Origin of the sequence: Pseudomonas sp. PLMAX (assembly GCF_046042685.1) — a bacterium.
Classification (GTDB): Bacteria; Pseudomonadota; Gammaproteobacteria; order Pseudomonadales; family Pseudomonadaceae; genus Aquipseudomonas; species Aquipseudomonas putida_AE.
The window spans coordinates 526784-539879 of sequence record NZ_CP064949.1; the positions used below are offsets into that span (position 1 = coordinate 526784).

A 13096-nucleotide genomic window follows, 5' to 3' on the forward strand; every position below is an offset into this window, starting at 1 on the left:
CTCAACGTTGAAACAGTGTGCCAGTGCGCAGCACAACTGGCTATCGGCGAACGACCAGATACAAGCCGACAGCCATCATGATACCCGCCGGCCAGTAGGCCAGATCGTTTAGCGGCCCGCCCGCGGCGAGGATCGCGCCACCGGCCAAATGCGCTGTGCCGAGCAGGCGCAGGAACCAGTCGTCGCGGCGACGGTGCCAGGGTGGCGGCGGGTCGTAGGCGTGCGGCTGGGACATGCGTTCGAGCAGGTCGCGGGCCATGTTGGCCAGGTGCGGCAGTTGCTCGAACTGGCTCTGCACGTTGCCGAGCAGGGTTTTGGGGCTGACGCGTTCGCGCATCCAGCGTTCGAGGAAGGGTTGCGCGGTGTTCCACAGGTCGAGGTCCGGGTACAGCTGACGGCCCAGGCCTTCGATGTTCAGCAGGGTTTTCTGCAGCAGGACAAGCTGCGGCTGCACTTCCATGTTGAAGCGGCGCGCCGTCTGGAACAGGCGCATCAGCACCTGGCCGAATGAAATATCTTTTAACGGTTTTTCGAAGATCGGTTCGCAAACTGTCCGGATCGCCGCTTCGAATTCGTTGAGTTTGGTTTCCGCCGGCACCCAGCCTGAATCGATGTGCAGCTGTGCCACACGCCGGTAATCACGCTTGAAGAAAGCGAACAGGTTGCGCGCCAGGTAATCCTGGTCTTCCGGGGTCAGGCTGCCGACGATGCCGCAGTCGATCGCAATGTACTGCGGGCTCCACGGATTGACGGTGCTGACGAAGATGTTGCCGGGGTGCATGTCGGCATGGAAAAAGCTGTCGCGGAACACCTGGGTGAAGAAGATCTCCACGCCGCGTTCGGCGAGCATTTTCATGTCGGTGCGCTGGTCGGCCAGGGTCGCGAGGTCAGTGACCTGGATGCCGTAGATGCGCTCCATCACCAGCACTTTCGGCCGGCACCAGTCCCAATAGACTTGTGGCACGTACAGCAGTGGCGAACCGTCGAAGTTGCGCTTCAGTTGGCTGGCGTTGGCTGCTTCGCGCAGCAGGTCGAGTTCATCGTAGATGGTTTTTTCGTAGTCCTGGACCACATCTACCGGGTGCAGCAGGCGCGCATCGGCCGAGAGTTTTTCGGCGGCGCGGGCGAGGATGAACAGCCACGCCAGGTCCTGGGCAATCACCGGCTTGAGGCCCGGGCGGATCACCTTGACCACCACTTCTTCGCCGGTTTTCAGCTGTGCGGCGTGCACCTGGGCCACCGACGCCGAGGCCAGCGGTTCGACGTCGAAGCGGCTGAACACTTCACTGATTTTCTTGCCCAGCTGCTCTTCGATCAGCTTGACCGACAGCTGCGAGTCGAACGGCGGCACGCGGTCCTGCAACATCATCAGCTCGTCGGCGATGTCTTCCGGCAGCAGGTCGCGGCGGGTGGACAGGATCTGCCCGAACTTGATGAAGATCGGTCCCAGGTCCTGCAACGCCAGGCGCAGGCGCGCGCCACGGCTCAGGTCCAGGGTCTTGCGCGGGAACCAGCGCCACGGCAGGGCATAACGCAACGCCCGCAGAAACCAGGGCAGCGGCAGGGCGAACAGCAGGTCATCGAGGCGGTAGCGGATCACGACGCGCTGGATGCGCAACAAACGGCGGACGGCAAGCAGCTTCATGCGTTATCGCTTGGGTCGAGGGATCGGGAAAGGCGCTCGAAACGCGCCTCGAGACGTTCCAGATCGAGTTTGATCTGGTCCAGTTCACTGAAACGGGCTTCGGCTTCGCGCTGACCGACAAGGGTGCGCGACTCTTCGGCCAGGTATTCGCCCAGGTTCTGGCCCAGGCTGGCGAACCCTTGCTGATACCAGCGGGCGCGACTGCGCAGGTGACCGCCGAGCAGTTGCGTGGCGACCGGCCCCAGCCAGCGCGAGAGTTCGTACTCCCAGTCCAGCTCCAGGTCCTGAAGGATCGCCGCCAGTTCCAGCAGCACGCCGCTGTCGCCGTCGAGTTCGACTTCAGGGCTGTGCAGGATCGCAGTCTTGTCCTTGCTCATGGCCAGTTTCAGCAGGCTCGAAGCCGGTGCACGCAGGGTGCAGTCGGCGCCGGTTTCCCACTGGGAGGCGAGCATCAGGCCTTCGTCGCTGGGCAGGATGAACACCTGCAACGCCGGGCTGCGGCAATCGACGGCAATCACCCTGCCGCTCAAATGCGCCAGCCGCGGCAGCGCCGTGCTGTCGAGACGCAGCACCCGGTTCAGGCCGAGTTCAACGCTGGCGAGCAGGCCGGCGAGCAGCATCAGGGCTTGATGCCGCGGTGCAGGGCGACGATGCCTGCGGTCATGTTGTGATAGGTCACGCGGTCGAAACCGGCCTCGACCATCATCGACTTCAGGGTTTCCTGGTTCGGGTGCATGCGGATCGATTCGGCCAGGTAGCGGTAGCTTTCCGAGTCGTTGGTGATCAGCTTGCCCATCAGCGGCATGAAGGCGAACGAGTAGGCGTCGTAGGCCTTGGACATCAGCGCATTGGTCGGCTTGGAGAATTCCAGCACCAGCAGGCGACCGCCTGGCTTGAGCACGCGCAGCATGGAGCGCAGGGCATCTTCCTTGTGCGTCACGTTGCGCAGGCCGAAGGCGATGGTCACGCAGTCGAAATGGTTGTCCGGGAACGGCAGTTTTTCCGCATCGGCCTGGACGAATTCGACGTTGCCGGCCACACCCAGGTCCAGCAGGCGATCACGACCGACCTTGAGCATGGATTCGTTGATGTCGGCCAGCACCACCTGGCCGGTCGGGCCCACGAGGTGCGAGAATTTGCGGGTCAGGTCGCCCGTGCCGCCGGCGATGTCCAGCACCCGGTTGCCGGTGCGCACGCCCGACAGTTCGATCGCGAAACGCTTCCACAGACGGTGCATGCCGCCCGACAGGAGGTCGTTCATCAGGTCGTACTTGGCGGCTACCGAGTGGAAAACCTCTGCGACTTTTTCCGCTTTCTGGCTTTCCGGAACGTTTTTGAAGCCGAAGTGAGTGGTGGGTTCGGCGTCGTTGCCTTTGCGCTGATCAGTCATATCGCTGTCACCAAAAGAGAATGCGCGACATTCTAATCCCCAAGGCATGCTTTGTCTTGGCAAGGCTGAAGGTAAGATGGGCAACCATCGGGACGTTTTGACGCAGCAGAGGTCAAGATGTCTCGGGAAAGCATTCATAAAGCAGGAGTCATTCGATGGCCCATATTAGTGTTGAACGGGCCCACGGCCTGGGTAAGGAAGCGGCGCGCGAGAAGGCCGACAAGCTGGCGCAGAAACTTCAAGATCAGTATGGCCTGGAGCCGCAGTGGTCGGGTGACACCCTGAATCTCAAGCGTTCGGGTGTGAAAGGTGCGGTGCATGTCACCGATGATTCGATCAAGGTTGATGTGGAGCTGGGCCTGATGATGTCGGCCATGAGCGGCATGATCAAAGCGGAAATCGAGAAGGCGCTGGATAAAGCCCTCGTCTGATTTTTCGGACGAAATAAGACCCCCTGTGGGAGCGGGCTTGCTCGCGAAAGCGCCAGGTCAGTCGACATCAATGTTGAATGACACACCGCTTTCGCGAGCAAGCCCGCTCCCACATTTTGATTGCGGTGTGTCTAGAGGTTTATGTCAGTTGTTAGGGTGCCGTTTCTAATTTTTCTCCCTACTTTGTGCCTGAGCCCGACACTTTCGCGGGCAGTTCCTCAAACCTTCTGCGCGTGAGGTGCACCATGGCCAAAGTAATTTTGAAGAAAAAAATCGACGCATCGGCGACCGCTGTGCGTGACGTCAAATCCTATGCACGCCGGATCTGGCTGGCAGGCCTGGGTGCCTACACCAAGGTCGGCCAAGAAGGTAGCGAGTACTTTCAAGAGTTGATCAAGGCTGGGCAAGCAGTTGAAACCAAAGGCAAAAAAGTAGTTGCCGAGAAGCTTGAAGCGGCCAATGCCGAGATCGATGAAGCCAAGACTGAAGTCAGCACTTTCAAAGGCAAGGTCGAAGTTCAGCTCGACAAAGTCGAGAGAGTGTTTGACTCGCGTGTCGCAAGTACCTTGAATCGTATCGGCATTCCGTCTAAACATGACGTTGAGACACTCTCTGCCAAGCTCGATGAGCTGACGGCACTGCTCGAACGCGTCGCGCGTAAATCTTAAGGAGAACGGGATGGCTGGTAAAAAGAACACCGAAAAAGAAGGCAGCTCGTGGATCGGGAAAGTCGAAGACTACTCCCGCAAAATCTGGCTGGCTGGTTTAGGCGTGTACTCGAAGATCGACACTGACGGCAGCAAACTCTTCGACTCACTGGTTAAAGACGGCGAGAAAGCCGAGAAGCTGACCAAGAACGCTGTTGGCAAAACTGTCGACGCCGCCAAGGACTCCGCTTCTTCGGCCAAGTCGCGCATCAGCGGCGTGAAAGATCGCGCAATGGGCAAATGGGATGAGCTGGAAGGGGCTTTCGACAAGCGCCTGAACAGCGCCATTTCGCGTCTGGGCGTACCAAGCCGCAATGAGGTCAAGGCGCTGCACAGCAAGGTCGATACCCTGACCAAGCAAATCGAAAAACTCACCGGTGCCAAGGTTGCGCCTGTTGCGGCGAAAACCGCGGCAGCCAAGCCGGCCGCCAAAACCGCAGCCAAGCCATTGGCCAAGCCTGCGGCTAAAACCGCTGCCGCCAAACCTGCTGCAAAAACTGCCGCTGCCAAGCCAGCCGCCGCCAAAGCAGCGACCAAACCGGCAGCCGCTAAAACCGCCGCCAAGCCTGCAGCGAAAACCGCTGCCGCCAAACCGGCAGCCAAGCCAGCGGCAAAACCTGCTGCTGCGAAGAAACCAGCAGCGAAAAAACCGGCCGCTCCCAAAGCTGCCGCACCCAAACCAGCAGTGGCTGCCGCCAAACCGGCAACCCCGGTAACGCCGGCAAGCACCTCGAACTCCGCTACCGCGCCGACCCCTGCTGTGACCCCGACTGCCGCGCCAGCTCCATCGACGCCAACCAGTCAGTCCTGATTCCAGGGCTCAAAAAAACGCCCGGCCTGCCAAGGTCGGGCGTTTTTGTTTGTGCAAGATTCCCTGAGCACCACAGGCCTCACATTTGTTAGTCGTGATCTTCCAGGTACTGCATCGCCATCTGCTCGGTCGCCGCCTTGATCGACGGCAACAAATGCGGCGCCACCAGCATCATGATCTGGTAGACCACCAATCGCACTTCGCCTTCGCGGCCGAGAATCCGCTGGTAGTCCAGTGAGAACAGCAGCGTCAGGGTGATTTGCTCCACCAGTTGCCCCAGCGCCTGGGTGTCGCTGACCAGCTGCCCCAAGGCCTTCAATCGGGCCAGCAATGACGCCAGGGTGCGCTTGAGTGCATTGAGCAGGTTGCGAATGCCCTTGGCCAGTTTCGGCAGGCGCCCGGCCAGGTTCGACAGGTCCTGGAACAGAAAGCGATAGTGGGACAGGCGTTCGACGATCAGGTGCAGGAACAGCCAGTAATCCTCGGGGGCCAGTTCGACGTCGGCCGGTGGGTCGAGCAATGGCGACAGTTCGGCCTGGAAACGTTCGAACAGGCCGAGAATCAGTGGTTCCTTGCCGTGGAAGTGGTAGTACAGGTTGCCCGGGCTGATGCCCATTTCGTTGGCGACTTCCATGGTGGAAACATTCGGTTCGCCCTTCTCGTTGAACAATTGCAGGGCACATTCGAGGATCCGGTCGCGGGTTTTCATCCAGTCTTCTTATGATCGGGTCATGCCACGGCCGGCAGGGGCCGTGGTCGTTGAACATCAGCGCACGCGTACGTAGGTTCCGGGCGCCGCTTCCATCGGTGGATAATTCTGATTGCCGAGGGCCATGTGGGTTTCTTTCTGCGCGCCCGAGCGCTCCTGAATCCAGCTCAGCCATTGCGTCCACCAGCTACCGGCGACGGGCTTGGCGTCGTAGTACCAGGCCCTGGGGTCGCTGCTCAGTTTTGTGCCTTCGACGTAGTTGGCTTTCGGATTGTTCGGCGGGTTGAGAATGCTCTGTATATGACCGCTGTTGGACAGGACGAAGCGGCGTTCGCCACCGAGCAGCAGGGTCGAGCGATACACGGCGTCCCACGGTGTGATGTGGTCGTTGATGCCGGCCACGCTGAAACTGTCGACATTGACCTTCTGCAAATCGATCGGGGTGCCGCACACTTCCAGGCCACCGGGATGGCTCAGCGGGTTGTGCTTGAAGAAGTCCAGCAAGTCACCATGCAGGGCGGCCGGCAGGCGTGTGTTGTCGTTGTTCCAGTAGAGAATGTCGAACGCCGGCGGCTCCTTACCCATCAGGTAGTTGTTGACGAAGTAGCTCCAGATCAAATCGTTGGGGCGCATCCAGGCGAACACCTTGGCCATGTCGCGGCCGTCCAGGACGCCTTTCTGGTAGGAGCGGCGCTTGGCGGCTTCCAGGGTCTGTTCGTCGGCGAAGAGCGTGGCCGGGCTGTCCAGTTGACTGTCGAGCAGACTCACCAGGTAGGTCGCGCTGGAAACGCGGCGCAGCTGGCGCTTGGCTTGCAAGTGACCCTGCAAAGCGGCAATGGTCAGCCCGCCGGCGCAGGCGCCCATCAGGTTGACTTCGCGCGCGCCGGTGATCGCCCGGCACACGTTCATGGCTTCTTCCACTGCTTCAACGTAAGTCGACAGGCCCCATTCGCGGTGCCGCACATCCGGATTGCGCCAGCTGATCACGAAGGTCTGCAGGCCGTTCTTGAGCGCGTACTGGACGAAGCTGTTGTGCGGGCTGAGGTCGAAAATGTAGTACTTGTTGATCTGTGGCGGCACCACCAGCAACGGTTTCGAATACTGCTTTTCGCTCATCGGCTTGTATTGGATCAGCTCCAGCAGTTCGTTGCGAAACACCACGGCGCCGGTGGTGGAGGCGACGGTCTTGCCGACCTCGAATGCGTGCTTGGTGACCTGCCGGGGCAACCCGTCGTTGTGCAGGAGGTCATCGACCAGATGGCCGATCCCGCGCACCAGGCTGTTGCCGCCGGAGTTGAAGATTTCCTTGATCGCCAGGGGATTGAGCAGGCTGTTGGACGGCGACACGGCATCGTTGAGCAGGGCGAACGCGAAGTGCGCGCGGGCGCGGTCGTCCGGGTTCATGTTGCTGTCGTCGATCCAGCTTTTGACCTGCTTCTGCCAGCTCAGGTAGGCCTGCAGGCTGCGACGGTAAAAGGGGTTGAGGCTCCACGCCGGATCGTCGAAACGACGGTCCTGGGGGTTGGTCGGGTGCAGGGTATCGCCCAGCAGCACGCGGCCCAGTTGACCACCCAGTTTCAAGGCGTGTCGAGCGGTGTGCACGGGGTTGCGCAGGCCATGGGCGGCCACACTGCGCAAAGTCGAAACCAGATCCCGGCCGCGCAGGCCGGTAATCGCACTTTGTGCGTTGATGAACGCGGCGGGAGTGGGTAGTGACTCCCTCGCAGTTTTATCGCGCATGACTCAACACTCCTTCGTCTTCCAGGCCAAATACAAAACACCGAACCAGAACACCATAGACGCTGTAACGGGTTGTTGCGCGGTGCGATGTGCCGCCGCCCCCTCTTTCCTATACAAAAAATGGGCCGATCAGCTCAGTGGCGCCGGATGCGGGTGCATCACTGCACGCAGGCGCTCCTCCTCGAGGAACTTCATGATGATGGGTGCCACCGCTTCGGCCCGGGTAATCAGGAACAGATGGCCGTCATCGATAATGTGCAACTGGGCATTGGGAATCCGCCAGGCGAGCAAGCGCATGTTGATCAGCGGGATCAGCGGATCGTCGTCGCCGGCCAGGACCAGGGTCGGCTGATTGATCTTGTGCAGCCAGTGGATGCTGGTCCAGCCGAAGCCGGCGAATAGTTGCCAGTAGTAACCGAGCTTGCCTGCCGAACGGACCTTCGCTGCATGGCTCGCGGCCAGCGTCGGGTCGCGACGGAACGCGCCGCCGTAGATCATCGGCGCAATGCGGATCACATGGGAGGGCTGGATGTAGCGCCGTGGGCTGGCCATCATCCACAAGACTTTCGGCTTGCCCGGCACCATCACCGCGCCTGCTGCCGTCGCTGCCAGGACAAGCTTCTTGCAACGCTCCGGATAGTCAAAGGCGAACTGTTGCGCAAGCGCACCACCCCAGGACACGCCGATCACATTGACTTGCCCGTAATCGAGGTAGTCGAGCATGCGTGCCGTGAGTTTCGCCAGGCTTGGAAAGCGATAGGGAAGATTCGGCGTCGACGAACCGCCGACACCGGGTACGTCGAAGGCGATGACTTCCAGGTCCGGGTCCAGCGCTGCGACGAATGGAAACACCAGCTCCAGGTTGGCGCCGATGCCGTTGAAAATCAGCAAGGGCGTCAAGTGAGGCTTGCCGGGGCGCACCGCCGTGCGGAGGGTCTGGCCATCCAGGTCGACGGTGCGGAATATGAACGGTTGCGGCATGCTTCTGGCCCTGTGGGTGGATCTTGGTTCCTGACACACATCCTGTAGGAACCGGCTTGCTGGCGATGCGATCACCGCGGTTTGCCAGTCTCACCGTGGTGATGCAATCGCCAGCAAGCCGGCTCCTACAGGTTTGTGGGTTTAACGCTCGTGTACGTAGGTACCTGGCGCCGCCTCGCCTGCCGGGTAAGCCTTGCTGCCCAGCTTTACCGGGGACTTTTTCAGCTCGCCCGAGCGCTGGGCCTGCCAGGCCTGCCAGTGCAGCCACCAGGAATCGGTGTGCTTGGTGGCATTCTGTTGCCATTCATCGGCACTGCTCGCCGGTTCGGTGCTGGTCATGTAGCGGGATTTCGGATTACCTGGCGGATTCAGGATGCTCTGGATATGTCCGCTGCTCGACAGCACGAATTCAACATTGCCGCCGAACAGTTGCGACGACTTGTAGCAGGACCGCCACGGGGTGATGTGGTCGTTGGTGCCGGCCAGGGAAAAGATGTCGGCCGTCACTTGCTTGAGGTCGATGGCGGTACCGCACACTTCCAGTGCATTCGGGCGAATCAGTGGGTTGTTTTTGAACAGCTCGATCAGGTCGCCGTGGAACGCGGCGGGCAACCGGGTGGTGTCGTTGTTCCAGAACAGGATGTCGAACACCGGCGGCTCGTTACCCAACAGGTAATTGTTGACCCAGTAGTTCCAGATCAGGTCGTTGGGACGCATCCAGGCGAAGACTTTCGCCATGTCGCGGCCTTCCAGTACGCCGGCCTGGTACGAGTGGCGCTTGGCGGCTTCGAGGGTCTGCTCATTGACAAACAGGGCAACGTCGCTGTCCAGGGTGGTGTCCAGCACGCTCACTAGCAAGGTCAGGGCATTGACCTTGTTCTCGCCAATCGCCGCGTAGTGGCCCAGCAGCGCGGTGCAGGTGATGCCGCCGGAGCAGGCCCCGAGCATGTTCACGTCTTTGCTGCCGGTGATCGCAGTGACGACGTCAACCGCTTCCTTGAGGGCTTCGATGTAGGTCGACAGACCCCACTCGCGCTGTTCCTTGGTCGGGTTGCGCCAGCTGACGATGAAGGTCTGCATGTTGTTGCGCAGGCAGAACCGCGCCAGGCTCTTGTCCGGGCTCAGGTCGAACACGTAGAACTTGTTGATCTGCGGCGGCACCACCAGCAATGGTCGCTCGTGTACCTGCTCGGTGATTGGCTTGTACTGGATCAGTTCCAGTACATCGTTGCGGAATACTACCGCGCCTTCGGTCACGCCCAGGCTCTTGCCGACTTCGAACGCACCCATGTTGACCTGGCTCGGCATGCCGCCGTTGTGCACCAGATCCTTGGCCAGGTGCGAGAGACCATCGAGCAGGCTCTTGCCGCCGGTTTCGAAAAAGCGTTTGACTGCCGCCGGGTTGGCCGCGGTGTTGGTCGGCGCCATGGCTTCGGTCATGAGGTTGATCACGAAGTGCCCGCGCGCCACATCGCTGGGGCTGAGGGTGCTCTCGTCGATCCAGGCGTGGAGCTCCTTGCGCCACGCCAGGTAGGTTTGCAAATAACGTTTGTAGAGCGGGTTCTGACTCCAGGCCGGATCGGCGAAGCGACGGTCATCGCTGGTCGGTTGCAGCCCGGATTTGCCAAACAGCACGTTCTTGAGTTCAAGACCAAAATGCGCGACATGCTTGACGCTGTGCACCGGTTGCCTGATGGCCTGCCTGAGCACCATTCGAGCAGAAGCCAGTAGATCCTTTCCACGCAGCCCAACGACAGGATTGAGCCCCAAGGTGTTCTCCGAGGCTTGATACTTCAACTCATCGTTACTCTTGTCACTCATCTACGACGCTCCATTGCCCTGAGACGAGTACCTTGGTCCTGCTGTGTAGTCACACAGCAACGGCCAGGTACTACTGCTCGGGTGACGTTAATTCTGCATCACTGCTTTTTAGTTCAGAGAGCACTGCAGGGAACTTGCCAATCCATTGGTTACCCGAGTTTAATTTTTTTCGCAAGCGGGCCAAGCGTCGGCCCTGAAGCCGAGCATTCAAACAGATGAAATTAGAAAATGCCCTCTAAAGAGCAAGAGGCTCGGGCTAGAGCATCAGCTTGACGACGGATTCGTTCGGGTCGCGGGTTTTTCCTGCGGCTTTGAGCTCGGCAAGATAATCCTCCCAGAGTGCGTCATGACGTCGCCCCAGTTCGTAGAGGTATTCCCAGGTGAACAGGCCGCTGTCGTGGCCATCGTCGAAGGTCAGTTTCAGTGCGTACTGACCGGCCGGTTCTATCTTGCTCAGTCCTACGTTGATCTTGCCAAATTGCAGGATGGGTTTGCCGTGGCCCTGGACCTCGGCGGAAGGGGAGTGCACGCGCAGGAATTCGGCGGGCAGGGTGTATTCCTCGCCGGACGCGTATTTGAGCGTGAGGGTTTTCGAGGCTTTGTGCAGCTTGATGTCGGTGGGGAGTTGGGTCATGGCCGGATGTCCGATTAAGTGTGGGACCCCGTTTCAAATGTGGGAGCGGGCTTGCTCGCGAAGGGGCCTTAACATTCAACATTGATGTTGATTGTCAGACCGCTTTCGCGAGCAAGCCCGCTCCCACAGGGTCCGTCATCGCTGTAAGTATGGCTTACAGGATATAACGGGACAGGTCTTCGTTCTGCGCCAATTCGCCCAGGTGGCTGTTGACGTAGTCGGCGTCGATCTGGATCACCTTGTCGTCATGCACGCTGGCCAGGTCGCCGGCACTGAAAGACACTTCTTCCAGCAGGCGTTCAAGCAAGGTGTGCAGGCGACGGGCACCGATGTTTTCGGTTTTCTCGTTGACCTGCCAGGCGATCTCGGCGATGCGCTTGATGCCGCTCGGCAGGAACTCGATACCCAGGCCTTCGGTTTTCAGCAGCGCGCAATATTGTTCGGTGAGCGAGGCGTGAGGCTCGCTGAGGATGCGCTCGAAATCTTCAGGGCTCAGGGCCTTGAGTTCGACGCGGATCGGCAGTCGGCCTTGCAGCTCGGGCACCAGGTCGCTCGGCTTGCTCAGGTGGAAGGCACCGGAGGCGATGAACAGGATGTGGTCGGTCTTGACCATGCCCAGCTTGGTGTTGACGGTGCAGCCTTCGATCAGCGGCAGCAGGTCGCGCTGCACGCCTTCACGGGACACATCGACGCCGCCGGAATTACCACGCTTGGCGACCTTGTCGATTTCGTCGATGAACACGATGCCGTGCTGCTCGACCGCTTCCAGGGCCTTGGCCTTCAACTCTTCATCGTTGACCAGGCGGCCGGCTTCTTCGTCGCGCACCAGCTTGAGCGCTTCCTTGACCTTGAGCTTGCGGGCTTTTTTCTTGCCCTTGCCCATGTTGGCAAACAGGCTTTGCAGCTGGTTGGTCATTTCTTCCATGCCCGGTGGCGCGGAAATATCGACGCCGGCCATTTCGGCGACTTCGATCTCGATCTCCTTGTCATCCAGCTGACCCTCGCGCAGGCGCTTGCGGAACAACTGGCGGGTATTGGAATCGGCAGACGGGGTATCGTCGTTGCTGAAGCCCATGCGTGCCGGTGGCAGCAGGGCATCAAGGATGCGCTCTTCGGCGGCGTCTTCGGCGCGGTGGCGAACCTTGACGATTTCCTGCTCGCGCAGCAGCTTGATCGCGGCATCGGCCAGGTCACGAATGATCGATTCGACGTCACGGCCGACATAGCCGACCTCGGTGAACTTGGTCGCTTCGACCTTGATGAACGGCGCGTTGGCCAGTTTGGCCAGGCGACGAGCGATCTCGGTTTTACCGACACCGGTCGGGCCGATCATCAGGATGTTCTTTGGCGTTACTTCAACGCGCAGCTCTTCTGGCAGCTGCATGCGGCGCCAGCGGTTGCGCAGGGCAATGGCGACGGCGCGCTTGGCATCGTCCTGGCCGATGATGTGGCGATTGAGTTCGTGGACGATTTCACGGGGAGTCATGGACATAATATTCAAAGGACCTCAAGCAAGAATGAGCCGTGGCACGGGGCCGAATCAGGCTTACTCGGCGCAGTCCTGCTCCTCAATGGTCTGGGTGTGGTTGGTGAATACACAGATGTCGCCGGCAATGCCGAGTGCGGTTTCGACGATTTCCCGGGCCGACAGGTCGGTTTTTTTCAGCAGTGCGCTGGCGGCCGCCTGGGCGTAGGCGCCACCGGAACCCATGGCGATCAGGCCGTTTTCAGGCTCGACCACGTCGCCGTTGCCGGTGATGATCAGGGAGGCGTCTTTGTTGGCGACCGCGAGCATGGCTTCCAGGCGGCTCAGGGTGCGGTCGGTGCGCCATTCCTTGGCGAGCTCGACAGCGGCGCGTACCAGGTGACCCTGGTGCTTTTCAAGCTGGCCCTCGAAGCGTTCGAAGAGGGTAAAGGCGTCAGCGGTGGCGCCGGCAAAACCGGCAATGACCTGGCCGTGGTACAGGCGACGAACTTTTTTCGCGTTGCCTTTCATCACGGTATTGCCAAGGGAAACCTGGCCGTCGCCGCCCATGACGACTTTGCCGTGGCGGCGAACTGAAACGATGGTGGTCAAGGGAAGAGTCTCCACGCTGCGGGGCGAAAATGCCTTATGCCCATTCATATGGGGGTGGTGGAGTGGATTTCAACTGTGGGGCGGGAGAGGGGACGGGCGGTGTGAATCAGATGGGGCTGAGTTGCCGGGGCTGACGGTCTTCGCGAGCAA

At 60.3% G+C, this 13096-nt stretch carries 13 protein-coding genes; 3 read left to right on the plus strand and 10 right to left on the minus strand.

The annotated features are described in order from the left end of the window. Positions 1 to 40 precede the first annotated feature (40 nt). Genes ubiB through ubiE form a run of 3 tightly spaced genes read right to left on the minus strand, consistent with a single transcriptional unit; the run spans position 41 to position 3035 of the window. Positions 41 to 1645, minus strand: coding sequence for a ubiquinone biosynthesis regulatory protein kinase UbiB (ubiB, locus tag DKB71_RS02430; RefSeq protein WP_408599524.1), 1605 nt, complete (start codon positions 1643 to 1645; stop codon positions 41 to 43). Continuing rightward, positions 1642 to 2265 (minus strand): SCP2 domain-containing protein, encoded by a 624-nt coding sequence (locus DKB71_RS02435; RefSeq protein ID WP_323606491.1) that lies wholly within the window; start codon positions 2263 to 2265, stop codon positions 1642 to 1644. Before DKB71_RS02435 ends, ubiB begins: the two co-directional genes overlap by 4 nt. Beyond that, on the minus strand, positions 2265 to 3035 hold the full coding sequence (gene ubiE, locus DKB71_RS02440; protein ID WP_033045331.1) for a bifunctional demethylmenaquinone methyltransferase/2-methoxy-6-polyprenyl-1,4-benzoquinol methylase UbiE: 771 nt from the start codon (positions 3033 to 3035) through the stop codon (positions 2265 to 2267). The genes DKB71_RS02435 and ubiE overlap by 1 nt, the downstream gene beginning before the upstream one ends. A 155-nt stretch (positions 3036 to 3190) precedes the next feature. On the opposite strand from ubiE, the gene DKB71_RS02445 reads away from it, so the two are divergent. From DKB71_RS02445 to DKB71_RS02455, 3 genes are all read left to right on the plus strand, one after another. Then, entirely contained in the window at positions 3191 to 3466 is a 276-nt protein-coding gene (locus DKB71_RS02445; RefSeq protein ID WP_408599525.1) for a polyhydroxyalkanoic acid system family protein, read from the plus strand. Positions 3467 to 3711: 245 nt separating this feature from the next. After that, positions 3712 to 4134, plus strand: coding sequence for a phasin family protein (locus tag DKB71_RS02450; protein ID WP_274076110.1), 423 nt, complete (start codon positions 3712 to 3714; stop codon positions 4132 to 4134). Between the two features lie 10 nt (positions 4135 to 4144). Beyond that, positions 4145 to 4984, plus strand: a complete 840-nt coding sequence (locus DKB71_RS02455) for a phasin family protein (protein ID WP_408599526.1) — start codon at positions 4145 to 4147, stop codon at positions 4982 to 4984. An 88-nt stretch (positions 4985 to 5072) separates the two neighbouring features. On the opposite strand, the gene DKB71_RS02460 is transcribed toward DKB71_RS02455, so the two are convergent. From DKB71_RS02460 to hslV, 7 genes are all read right to left on the minus strand, one after another. Further along, positions 5073 to 5693, minus strand: coding sequence for a TetR/AcrR family transcriptional regulator (locus DKB71_RS02460; protein ID WP_274076108.1), 621 nt, complete (start codon positions 5691 to 5693; stop codon positions 5073 to 5075). Positions 5694 to 5750: 57 nt separating this feature from the next. Further along, complete coding sequence (gene phaC / locus DKB71_RS02465; protein WP_274076107.1) at positions 5751 to 7433, minus strand: class II poly(R)-hydroxyalkanoic acid synthase; 1683 nt, start codon at positions 7431 to 7433, stop codon at positions 5751 to 5753. A 129-nt stretch (positions 7434 to 7562) separates the two neighbouring features. Beyond that, positions 7563 to 8414 carry a poly(3-hydroxyalkanoate) depolymerase gene (gene phaZ / locus DKB71_RS02470; protein WP_274076106.1) on the minus strand — a complete coding sequence of 284 codons (852 nt, stop codon included), beginning with the start codon at positions 8412 to 8414 and terminating at the stop codon, positions 7563 to 7565. Between the two features lie 141 nt (positions 8415 to 8555). Then, a complete protein-coding gene (gene phaC / locus DKB71_RS02475) occupies positions 8556 to 10235 on the minus strand; it encodes a class II poly(R)-hydroxyalkanoic acid synthase (RefSeq protein ID WP_274076105.1) in 1680 nt (559 codons plus the stop codon). A 256-nt stretch (positions 10236 to 10491) separates the two neighbouring features. Then, on the minus strand, positions 10492 to 10869 hold the full coding sequence (locus tag DKB71_RS02480) for a gamma-butyrobetaine hydroxylase-like domain-containing protein (RefSeq protein WP_046816950.1): 378 nt from the start codon (positions 10867 to 10869) through the stop codon (positions 10492 to 10494). A 154-nt stretch (positions 10870 to 11023) separates the two neighbouring features. Further along, the gene (hslU, locus tag DKB71_RS02485; protein WP_274076104.1) at positions 11024 to 12361 is read right to left on the minus strand and encodes an HslU--HslV peptidase ATPase subunit; all 1338 of its coding nucleotides are present in this window, start codon (positions 12359 to 12361) and stop codon (positions 11024 to 11026) included. A 54-nt stretch (positions 12362 to 12415) separates the two neighbouring features. Next, a complete protein-coding gene (gene hslV / locus DKB71_RS02490; protein ID WP_408599527.1) occupies positions 12416 to 12946 on the minus strand; it encodes an ATP-dependent protease subunit HslV in 531 nt (176 codons plus the stop codon). Between the last annotated feature and the right edge of the window lie 150 nt (positions 12947 to 13096).

What these genes read in the sequence shown, in the direction of transcription:
- ubiB (WP_408599524.1), bottom strand. Translation starts at nt 1,645, where the DNA reads ATGAAGCTGCTTGCCGTCCGCCGTTTGTTGCGCATCCAGCGCGTCGTG.
- DKB71_RS02435 (WP_323606491.1), bottom strand. Translation starts at nt 2,265, where the DNA reads ATGCTGCTCGCCGGCCTGCTCGCCAGCGTTGAACTCGGCCTGAACCGG.
- ubiE (WP_033045331.1), bottom strand. Translation starts at nt 3,035, where the DNA reads ATGACTGATCAGCGCAAAGGCAACGACGCCGAACCCACCACTCACTTC.
- DKB71_RS02445 (WP_408599525.1), top strand. Translation starts at nt 3,191, where the DNA reads ATGGCCCATATTAGTGTTGAACGGGCCCACGGCCTGGGTAAGGAAGCG.
- DKB71_RS02450 (WP_274076110.1), top strand. Translation starts at nt 3,712, where the DNA reads ATGGCCAAAGTAATTTTGAAGAAAAAAATCGACGCATCGGCGACCGCT.
- DKB71_RS02455 (WP_408599526.1), top strand. Translation starts at nt 4,145, where the DNA reads ATGGCTGGTAAAAAGAACACCGAAAAAGAAGGCAGCTCGTGGATCGGG.
- DKB71_RS02460 (WP_274076108.1), bottom strand. Translation starts at nt 5,693, where the DNA reads ATGAAAACCCGCGACCGGATCCTCGAATGTGCCCTGCAATTGTTCAAC.
- phaC (WP_274076107.1), bottom strand. Translation starts at nt 7,433, where the DNA reads ATGCGCGATAAAACTGCGAGGGAGTCACTACCCACTCCCGCCGCGTTC.
- phaZ (WP_274076106.1), bottom strand. Translation starts at nt 8,414, where the DNA reads ATGCCGCAACCGTTCATATTCCGCACCGTCGACCTGGATGGCCAGACC.
- phaC (WP_274076105.1), bottom strand. Translation starts at nt 10,235, where the DNA reads ATGAGTGACAAGAGTAACGATGAGTTGAAGTATCAAGCCTCGGAGAAC.
- DKB71_RS02480 (WP_046816950.1), bottom strand. Translation starts at nt 10,869, where the DNA reads ATGACCCAACTCCCCACCGACATCAAGCTGCACAAAGCCTCGAAAACC.
- hslU (WP_274076104.1), bottom strand. Translation starts at nt 12,361, where the DNA reads ATGTCCATGACTCCCCGTGAAATCGTCCACGAACTCAATCGCCACATC.